The sequence below is a fragment of the Bartonella sp. CM31XJBT genome (assembly GCF_028618555.1).
Classification (GTDB): Bacteria; Pseudomonadota; Alphaproteobacteria; order Rhizobiales; family Rhizobiaceae; genus Bartonella.
In genome coordinates this window covers 1-9623 of sequence record NZ_JAQITD010000035.1, presented here as the reverse complement: position 1 = coordinate 9623, position 9623 = coordinate 1, and the positions used below count along the sequence as shown (strand labels likewise).

General features: G+C 35.6%; 8 protein-coding genes. 4 read left to right on the top strand and 4 right to left on the bottom strand.

Annotated features, from left to right (window positions below; translation table 11 throughout):
- The first annotated feature begins 279 nt into the window (after positions 1–279).
- On the top strand, positions 280–675 hold the full coding sequence (locus PVV63_RS09295; RefSeq protein ID WP_273791612.1) for a hypothetical protein: 396 nt from the start codon (positions 280–282) through the stop codon (positions 673–675).
- Between the two features lie 298 nt (positions 676–973).
- On the opposite strand, the gene PVV63_RS09290 is transcribed toward PVV63_RS09295, so the two are convergent.
- From PVV63_RS09290 to PVV63_RS09275, 4 genes are all read right to left on the bottom strand, one after another.
- Entirely contained in the window at positions 974–1429 is a 456-nt protein-coding gene (locus tag PVV63_RS09290; RefSeq protein WP_273791613.1) for a replication/maintenance protein RepL, read from the bottom strand.
- Positions 1430–1804: 375 nt separating this feature from the next.
- Positions 1805–3718 carry a Ti-type conjugative transfer system protein TraG gene (traG, locus tag PVV63_RS09285; protein WP_273791611.1) on the bottom strand — a complete coding sequence of 638 codons (1914 nt, stop codon included), beginning with the start codon at positions 3716–3718 and terminating at the stop codon, positions 1805–1807.
- Positions 3696–3920 carry a conjugal transfer protein TraD gene (locus tag PVV63_RS09280; protein ID WP_273783761.1) on the bottom strand — a complete coding sequence of 75 codons (225 nt, stop codon included), beginning with the start codon at positions 3918–3920 and terminating at the stop codon, positions 3696–3698. Before PVV63_RS09280 ends, traG begins: the two co-directional genes overlap by 23 nt.
- Positions 3921–3972: 52 nt before the next feature.
- Complete coding sequence (locus tag PVV63_RS09275; RefSeq protein ID WP_273783759.1) at positions 3973–4176, bottom strand: TraC family protein; 204 nt, start codon at positions 4174–4176, stop codon at positions 3973–3975.
- 233 nt (positions 4177–4409) lie between these two features.
- Here PVV63_RS09275 and traA point away from each other — a divergent pair, with 233 nt between their 5' ends.
- The 3 genes from traA to vbhT form a co-directional block, all read left to right on the top strand.
- Complete coding sequence (traA, locus tag PVV63_RS09270; protein ID WP_273791610.1) at positions 4410–8120, top strand: Ti-type conjugative transfer relaxase TraA; 3711 nt, start codon at positions 4410–4412, stop codon at positions 8118–8120.
- A gap of 68 nt (positions 8121–8188) precedes the next feature.
- The gene (locus tag PVV63_RS09265) at positions 8189–8377 is read left to right on the top strand and encodes an antitoxin VbhA family protein (RefSeq protein WP_273783805.1); all 189 of its coding nucleotides are present in this window, start codon (positions 8189–8191) and stop codon (positions 8375–8377) included.
- On the top strand, positions 8364–9623 hold a 1260-nt coding region (vbhT, locus tag PVV63_RS09260), incomplete at its 3' end, for a type II toxin-antitoxin system protein adenylyltransferase VbhT (protein WP_273791609.1). The genes PVV63_RS09265 and vbhT, both read left to right, overlap by 14 nt.

The following is a 9623-nucleotide window of genomic DNA, read 5'->3' as shown; positions in this document are numbered from 1 at the left end:
CTTTAACTGAAGATGATCAAATTCATGATGAGGCAATTCCAAGATTTGGTAGTGAAGATGATTATTATCGTCATGAGTATGAGGATGTTGCGTAAATAAAATAGTAGGTGCGGGGGGCGCCTGCTTTATTAAAAATAAAGAAACCGTATGTCACATTAAGCACTAAAAAATCATAAAATTGAAATAATTATCTATATAGGTATACAAATAATCGTGAATAAAATAAAACGTATCATGTAGCCATAAAGCGTTTTATAGATAAAAATATTGGAGGGGGTAATGGACACTCTATCTACTAATAAATTAAATAAAAAAGAGAAAAATCCAAATTTCAAACAATCAATTTTAATAACTATAATGCGTAGAGTGTTTTCTATCGTTTATAAAATATTACATAAGATATTGAAAATTTGCCTTTTTTCCCTTTTCCTTTTGCTTTTGCTTATTCGTAAACCGGTTATTATTTTAACAGAGTTTATAGCAGGGGGGAGTTTACTAGTGTTATTTATTTTTTTTACTGGATATGTAGCGGGCTCTGCACCTTTTGAACACCAAACAGCAATGGTCATTGGTTATATAGTTTTGATATTTCTAAGTTTAGCTGTCAATTGGGGATATGACACACTCTTATTACGGCTAGCTCCTCCCGGTTCTGATCTTATGCTTTTCAAATAAAAGCTTATTAGAGAATGTTCGTCAAGCTCGAGAGGCATTATAATGATTGTTGCTCACAAAATCATGTTTCACTGTAATGTGTATAGTTATAAAATACAAAAAGAAATTGTTCATTTAAGTTACAATGTTACCAATAATGGTAACATTGTGAAGTGTAACTACTATGCTTTTATTAATTTTTTATTCTCTCTTCTGTATCTGTATATTTTAAACATCAAAAATGCCGGCTAAAGCAGATTTTGAATTGATGAGGGTGTGGTAGCCTCTTATTTTATGGATAAATGGAGCTAATTATTTTTCATCTAAGATAATCTTCGAGATCTATTTGATTACTGATGTCCATTTCTAAAGGTTTGCTATTCTCATATACACCTTGAATACCGGCTGCTTTTATGCGATTTTTAAAGTTCTCTCTAAGAGCTATTTTATGGTTTTTAGCACTACCTTTCCAACCAAGGTTTGGGTTGAGACGGTAGGATCTATTAATACCAATACGAGGACCTTCCAAAAGAATATCCATAGCTATTAGTCTTTTTACGCTTCGATTAAAGTGATGTCTGGTAATACCAACTTTTTTAGCCAATTCCGTTTGATTGACGACTAATAGATTTTCGAAATCAAGACGAGAAGCCAGAATGAAAAATACCTTGAGATCATATCCGTTTAAATTACTTTTCGCTATTATAGCCATCGGATGTTGAGGCATTGTAATCCATTCCTTTTCAAATCCATTTTTGCCTTTTAGGTATGACACAAACAACAAAGCCGTCCATAACCTCCACTATTTTACATCTATTTGGTATAATTTTTTTATTCACGTAGTTAAAAAATCAAATGTTTTTTTCCCTACTATAAGGTGCTGTGTAGGCACCCTTAAAAGCTCTCCTTCTAATCATGATTTCGGAGCCGCGTGAGATGGACGAAACAAGACGTTAGGTTCTTTGTCAAGGACGCCTTTAGGCGCCCTGTAAGGGTTTCCTTGACATCAATAACCTAGGATTGTTAGTCCTCTCATTAAACGCGGGTCTGATGTCATGATTTTGGTGAGCGTTCCAGAGAGTTTGAGAGGCGGATAGCCTCTCATTATTGATTATGGACGAACGAAGTGAGTTCTATTTAGGAGATATTATTATTTAGGGGCAAATCTATTTTTGTTAGCAAGAGCCCTTAAATCATTTCTTCTGAAATATATGGCACGTCCGCAACGAATAGGGGGATGCCCTTGCATGAGAATGATCTGTTCGTCTTTTCGCATGTCTTGGGTAATTTCGTGAGGATAAATTAAAGGTCTCTGCTGGAAATTGAGACTCTCAGTCCCTTTTGCTCCTGATGTTCCTAGAGATTTGCTTGATCCTTTCACTTCAACAGTCATTTTACCACATGCCTTTGATATATTTTCAGCCGTTTTAATATCTTTAATAGCGGCATAACTTACAAAAGCACAACTTTCAAACCATGCCATAGCGCCTGATAAACCAAAGTGACGTTCAATTTGTCCTACAGATTGGTAAAAGAGCATGAGAGATATTCCATACTTACGCCCACGGTCACGAGCTTCTTCTAAGATGTTCATATATCCTAACAGATCAATCTCATCTAAAACAAAGAGGACTCTTTTTTCATAGTTTCCATTTGCAGCTTCCATAGCTTTGAGAAGAGAACCGACAAGAATGCGTCCCACACCAGGGTAAGATTTTAGAATTTTGGACGGAATATTCAAAAAGATATCGATATTTCCTTTTGCGACATCAGTTGTTTTAAAGTCGTCACCACTGATAAGGTTTGCATAGTTAGCGAGGGAAAGCCATTGGGTATCTTTAGAAGCAGTAGCATAAACACCAGAGAAAGTTTGCGGTGCCATATTGGTAAAGACCCCAAGGGTTTCACGGATAAATTGCGATGAAGAATTTGATTGTATCGATTGCAATTTTCCAATCACGGATGGTTCTGGCTCTGATACAATCATACGAAGAGTTTTTAAGTTTTTTCTCTCAAATTCATATTCATCAGAAAAGACGATATGTGCAAGTAGTCCTGTTAATAAATTATGTGCGTGTGATACAAAGAATTGATCGGTTGAAGTTGATTTATGGTTTTCGGAAAGAAGGAGTCTAGCAATTTCAACTAAACCCGCTTCTCTTTCATAGGCTGGAATGCTTTCATCTAATAACCAATCTAAAGGATTAAAAGTTTTTGTTGAAGTTCCATGAGGAGCAAGAACATGTACGGTATTTTCGTTTAATTTATGTCGTGCTTCTCCAACGATTGGAGCAATTTCAGTTGAAGGATCAAAAACGATCAGTGGACCGGAATATTTGAGACAAGTTGGAATAACATTGCTGGTTGTTTTATAACCACCAGAACCAGCAAAAAATAACATATGAGTTGAATCAAAATCAAGTTTGTATGTTAACAATGGCTGGCTACCACCTTTCCCCCATGTTGTTTTGTCTTTGGGATTAAATTGGACATCTTTAACAACATCTTCGTCGACTCTATAGCGCTCTCCTATAACTACTTCACCATCACTTGGAAAGATCATTTCAAGTTGTTTTATATTCATCCATTGAGAGTCGCCGAAGATCGTATTTTTTGATTTTTTCAAAGGCGATTTTTTTGGCAACGATAGATTCATCGTGAAACCAAGGATAATAATACCAATGATTGAACCGCTCAAAACCATCCTATCAAAGAAAGGAAAAACATCAGCCCATGTCATGTTATTTTGTCCTACATAAGGACTTAGTCTTATATATTCATTTATACTGTAGTAGGCAGCAAAAAGACAAAAGGAGATTAATGATGCTATGGTGATATTTTTTCTTATATGTCTTTTTTGTAATAGAATAAATGAAGAACATGAAAGTGCAATAAGGACGAGAATATCAAGAGGTTTTGAACGAACAAACCAATAAGCATCGGGAGTCGTTCCATTTTCTGTAATGTTATTTATTGTTATGTTTACAAGAAAAAGAATTATGATTGAAAAGAGAAAAGGGCATATTAAAAATATGATTTGTTTACGATTTAGATTGGTTATCATTTTGACCCCGCGTATCAGTAAAAGAATGTTGTCCTATTTTTTGTAATTTTTTATATTCATTTGAATTTATATCAAGTTTTGCCGCATGAATTAAACATCCTAAAATGAAAGACTTATCGGCATTTTTAAGACCAGCCTTTACGACAAGACCGCCTAGAATAATTTTTTCACGTGCATCTTTACGTCTTATTTCATCACTCAAAAATCTCCTCCTTTTTTCAATGCGTCTTAGTGATTTTATAGAGTTACCAAGATTATTCAGTTTTTTGCTGTTCTTTTTGAAATCGGGCTTTAATCTCCTCGAAAATATTTTTCCATTGATCGTTTGTTATGTTTAATTCTGTTAATCCCGCTTCAGCTGCTAATAGTGCAATTTTTTCTCCTTCTTGTTTTTTAGCAGCTTTAATTCTTTCAAGAAGTTTTTTACTTTTTTCTTCAAGAGCTTTTTTCTCTTCCATAAGTTTTTCTAAAGATTTACGTGACATTTCAAATTCTCTTTTATTTGTTAATCTTTATTTTTACTTAACAGAATAAATCTCCAATAACAATACTTAATAGTGCGCATTTTATGCGCTCCTGAAAATGTCTTTTTTAAAGATTTTTGAAGGCGCAATTATACGTTTTAAAATAAAACGTTTTATGCTATAGATTATTTCTGTGAAATAAACACAATTTTTGGTAATTGTATCTTATGGCAAGTACACATTTACAAGCTAAAATTATTGGTGCTGGAAAATCAGCAATTTCGGCGGCTGCCTATCGCCATAGGACAAGGATGTTTGATGAGTTAGAAGGATCTCATACGCATAGATATGATAAAGATAGAGACCTTGTACATTCAGAAATGAATATTCCAGAAGGTTCTCCAAAATGGATTACACAACAACTCAGTTATTTTGATACAAATGATAAAAAAAGTGAATGGCTGTGGAACACTGTGCAAAATAGTGAGCGCGTGAATGGACAGTTGGCAAGAGAAATAGTTATAGCGTTGCCATTAGAGTTATCACGAGATCAAAATATTTCTCTTGTACGAGACTTTGTAAAAGAAAATTTTTCATCACGTGGTCTTGTTTCTGATTGGGTTTATCATGACAAGGAAGGAAATCCACATGTGCATATTATGCATACTTTACGTCCAGTTTTAGAAAATGGTTTTGGTCCCAAAAAAATAGCTGTCTTAAATGAAGATGGAACAGTAAAAAAATCTCTTGTTACTATTCGTGATAGACAAGGGAATGCTATAAGAAAAGAAGAGCGTATAGTTTATGAAACCGTCATAGGTCATAAAGATGCATTGAAGGATTTACGAAACTCATGGGGTGAGATTGCAACGAGGCATCTTGCACTTGCGGGTCATGATATAAAAGTAGATATGCGTTCTTACAAAGAGCGTGGTTTATCCATAGAACCGACCATTCATTTGGGGCAATCTGCTTATGCAATGGGTAAAAAAGGACTTGCTAGCAGTGCGGTACAAGCCAATGAAAAAATAAAACAGAGATCTGTAGAGAAAATTAAAGAAAACCCTAATGAAGTATTGAAGTTGATTTCATTTGAGAAGTCGACATTTAATCGTGGTGATCTTGCTAAGATCATTAATAGATATGTTGATAATTCAAATGACTTTAATGATATTATGGTGCGCTTAGAACAAAGTAACAACCTGATTAAAATTAAAGATCATTCCAATCCTCATAAAGTGATTTACTCCACAAAGGAAATATTAAAAACCGAATATGATATGGAGCGGAGTGTTGTTTCGTTGTCTCAAACGACAGGACACGGTGTAAAAGATAGACAGGTTTTAGAGGCAATAAAGTCTGTTGAGAATAAAGATAAAAGTAATAGATTTAAATTTTCAGAAGAACAAAAATTAGCCGTTCAACATATTACAGATGATAAAGGTATTGCTGCGGTTGTTGGTTATGCAGGTGCTGGAAAATCCACTCTATTGGAAGCCGCAAATATTGCGTGGGTTAATAGTGGGAAGCGTGTGTTTGGAGCAGCTCTTGCGGGTAAGGCTGCGGAAGGTCTTGAAGAATCTTCAAAGATAAAAAGTAAAACTCTTGCTGCGTGGGAATTAGCGTGGAAAAATAAGAAAGATGAATTACGGGTTGGTGATGTTTTTGTCATTGATGAAGCTGGAATGGTTTCTTCAAAACAACTTTCGCATTTTGTCCAAAAAGTTGAAAAAGCAGGCGCAAAAATTGTTTTAGTTGGTGATAATATGCAGTTGCAACCCATTGAGGCTGGAGCGGCATTTCGCGCTGTAGTTGATAATATTGGTTATGTAGAATTATCCGGTATTAGGAGACAAAAAGAAGAATGGGGGCAAGATGCATCACGACAGTTTGCACGTGGACAAGTAAAGGAAGCTTTAGATCATTATAAAAATAGAGGATTCATTCGTGAGACTAAAACGCGTGATCAAGCCATAAATACTCTTGTTAAAGATTGGATGAATACACGAAGAAAAGTTGAAAAAAAAGCTCTGGAAGAAGGAAAAACTTTACGGGGTGACGAATTACTTGTTCTTGCTCATACGAATGCGTCTGTAAAAAAATTAAATGAAGAAATTCGAACTGCTCTTAAAGATGCTCGTTTACTTAAATCTGAAGATAGTGCAAGCGTTACAAATTTTGATACTCTTAAGGGGCATAGGGAATTTGTTGTTGGTGACAGAATTATCTTTCTTGAAAATGCTCAATTTGAAGAAAGATATGCCACAGAATTAGGAAAGCAAAAAGTTAAAAATGGTATGTTGGGAACTGTTTTGTCGACACAAAATGAAAGAGGAAAACCGCTTTTAAAAGTGCGTCTTGACTCTGGTCAAGAAGTTGTTTTCTCCAATCAGACTTATCAAAACGTTGATCATGGATATGCGGCTACGGTTCATAAGAGTCAAGGAGTTACCGTTGATAATGTCTTTGTTTTAGCCTCCTCATCTATGGATCAACATCTCTCCTATGTTGCAATGTCTCGACATAGGCATCAGTCACATCTTTATGTAGCCGAAGAGGATTTTAAAAACGTTCGATTACACGAACACAAACAGGTTAAAGGTACAATCACTGGTGAATTTGTAGAAGCTGGGTATGCTTCTTTTAGTGAAACTGCCAAAACCAAAACACCTTATGCGGATATAGCAACTTTCTGTGGAATTGAACGTGTTTATGGTGTAAATCTTCCCTCTGCGATAGATGGGGCTCGTATTGAGCTTGGTGATAAGATATCTATTAGTCAAAACAAAGAAACTATTTTTGTTAATAATAAAGAAATTAAAAGAAACATTTTTAATGTTGATTTAATAGAGCGTGGTGATCCTTCTTTTGTTGGTGCTATCAAGCAATCAGATCGTGCAAATACCTATGAAAAATTGGTAGCAGCTCTTTCTAGATCTGGTGTCAAAACAACCACTCTCGATTTTTCTGAATCTCCTGATTATCGGGATTATATTGCCAAATTTACAGAAAATAGAGGAATTGATGTTTCTCAAGGTTTAGGAGAAAAAATTGCTTCTTATGTTGATTGTAATAAAGAATGGTTACAAAAACAAAAAGAGAAGATTGAATCCCTTTGGGATAGAGCAAAGACAAGTTTTTCAAAACTTGAAAAACAAGAGCCCAAGGTTGAACAATCGCAAAGAGAGTTGAATGTTGCATCAAAAGCAACAGAACGAGAGCCATACCTTGCTGCTTATACGGATAACTCTAATCTAGAACAGAAGGTGCTAAGCGCTCTTAGAAATAAAAAATCTTATGTTGATATGTTTAAAAGATTAAACAGTCGTTTAGCATCTATTTATAAAGATCCGCAAGAGGCTGCGCTTAGGATTGAGCAAACAATTTTAGCAGGTAAAGGCGATAAACTTCCTGATATTCTAGCTAAGTCTCCAGAGAGAGCTGGTGAGCTGCGTGGATCAGATCGTTTAATCGATAAACTCAAATCTACAGGAAAAGAACGAAAAGAAGCGCTTTACAATGTTCCTATTGCTGTTTCTATTATGAGAGAGCTTCAATCCTTTTATAAGAATTCTTATGAGATACATATGGATAGTTTTACGCGGGAGCGTGAACAGTTAAAAGTAGAGGTTCCGTCACTTTCACAAGAAGCAGTGACTTTTATGAAAAATGTTAAAGCTGGTCGTGATAGTTATTCAAAGATACCAGAGCAGATCAATCAAGAGTTTTTAAAGCTACAAAGTGCTTTAGATAAGCGTTTTGGACAGGATGCCATTCATAAACAAGACTTTGACTTGTCAAAAGCAATACCCCAAAATCAGCCGCAAGATAAAAAGCTTGTGAACGAGCTTCAAACAGCAGTTAAATTCTTGCAACAGAGACAACAGGAGCAAATCAATGCGATAGCGCGTGCAATATCAAAAGATGTGATACGGTAAGGTAAGGAATGAAAACTTGCTTCTATAGCTTATTTAAGCTATAATAAATATCAACAAAGGAGAATTTTATGTTGAGTGAAGAGGAGATTAAACGACGTCGCTTTGATGCTAAAAATGCATTAGCAAGCCAACGTTTAGAGGGATTGGAACCAGATTCACAAGTTGTTGCTCAAGTAGAGCGTTATATTATAGGTGAACTTGAAATAAGTGATATTATCGAAGATTATATAGAGCGGGTAAACCGTGGAGAAGTATAAAGGAGGCGTTGATCCTTATACTGATGCTGAAACTGGTGTGATGTATAATCGGTTTGGTATTAAAGATAAAGCTACGCTAAAGTCTGTAGAGTCTACTCTCACTTATGCAAGATCTCTTGAACTTAAGCGTACTCCTATTAGGGGTAAGTTTGATCTCAATCATATGAAAGACATTCACAAGAAGCTATTTGGTGACGTCTATGAATGGGCAGGAGAGATCCGTTCAATAGATATTACCAAAGGGGGGTGTTTATTTGCTTATCATCATCAGATTGAAAGCTACGCACCGAAGATTACACAGCAGCTTGCAAAAGAACAATATCTGCGTGGTCTTGATGCGGATAAATTCAGCCAGAGAGCTGGATATTACATGGGTGAAATAAATGCGTTGCATCCGTTTCGAGAGGGAAATGGACGTACTCAGCGTGAATTTATTGGCCAACTTGCTCGTGAAGCTGGTTATAATATCAACTGGGACTGTATCACGCGAGAGGAAATGACAAAGGCATCAATTGAGGCACTTTATGGTACTTCTGAATTACTGTCTGAGCTTATTCGTAAGAACCTTACTGAATTTACAAAAAATAAAAATGTTGACGTTTTGCAAGGTCTAGGAGAAAAAGTCTCCTCTTACATTGAGACCAATAAAGAATTATCGCAAAAACAAAAGGAGAAAATTACGACCCTTTTGGAGAATACAAAGACAGCTTTCAGTAAACTTGAAAAACAAGAGCCCAAGGTTGAACAATCGCAAAGAGAGTTGAATGTTGCATCAAAAGCAACAGAACGAGAGCCATACCTTGCTGCTTATACGGATAACTCTAATCTAGAACAGAAGGTGCTAAGCGCTCTTAGAAATAAAAAATCTTATGTTGATATGTTTAAAAGATTAAACAGTCGTTTAGCATCTATTTATAAAGATCCGCAAGAGGCTGCGCTTAGGATTGAGCAAACAATTTTAGCAGGTAAAGGCGATAAACTTCCTGATATTCTAGCTAAGTCTCCAGAGAGAGCTGGTGAGCTGCGTGGATCAGATCGTTTAATCGATAAACTCAAATCTACAGGAAAAGAACGAAAAGAAGCGCTTTACAATGTTCCTATTGCTGTTTCTATTATGAGAGAGCTTCAATCCTTTTATAAGAATTCTTATGAGATACATATGGATAGTTTTACGCGGGAGCGTGAACAGTTAAAAGTAGAGGTTCCGTCACTTTCACAAGAAGCAGTGACTTTTATGAAAAATGTT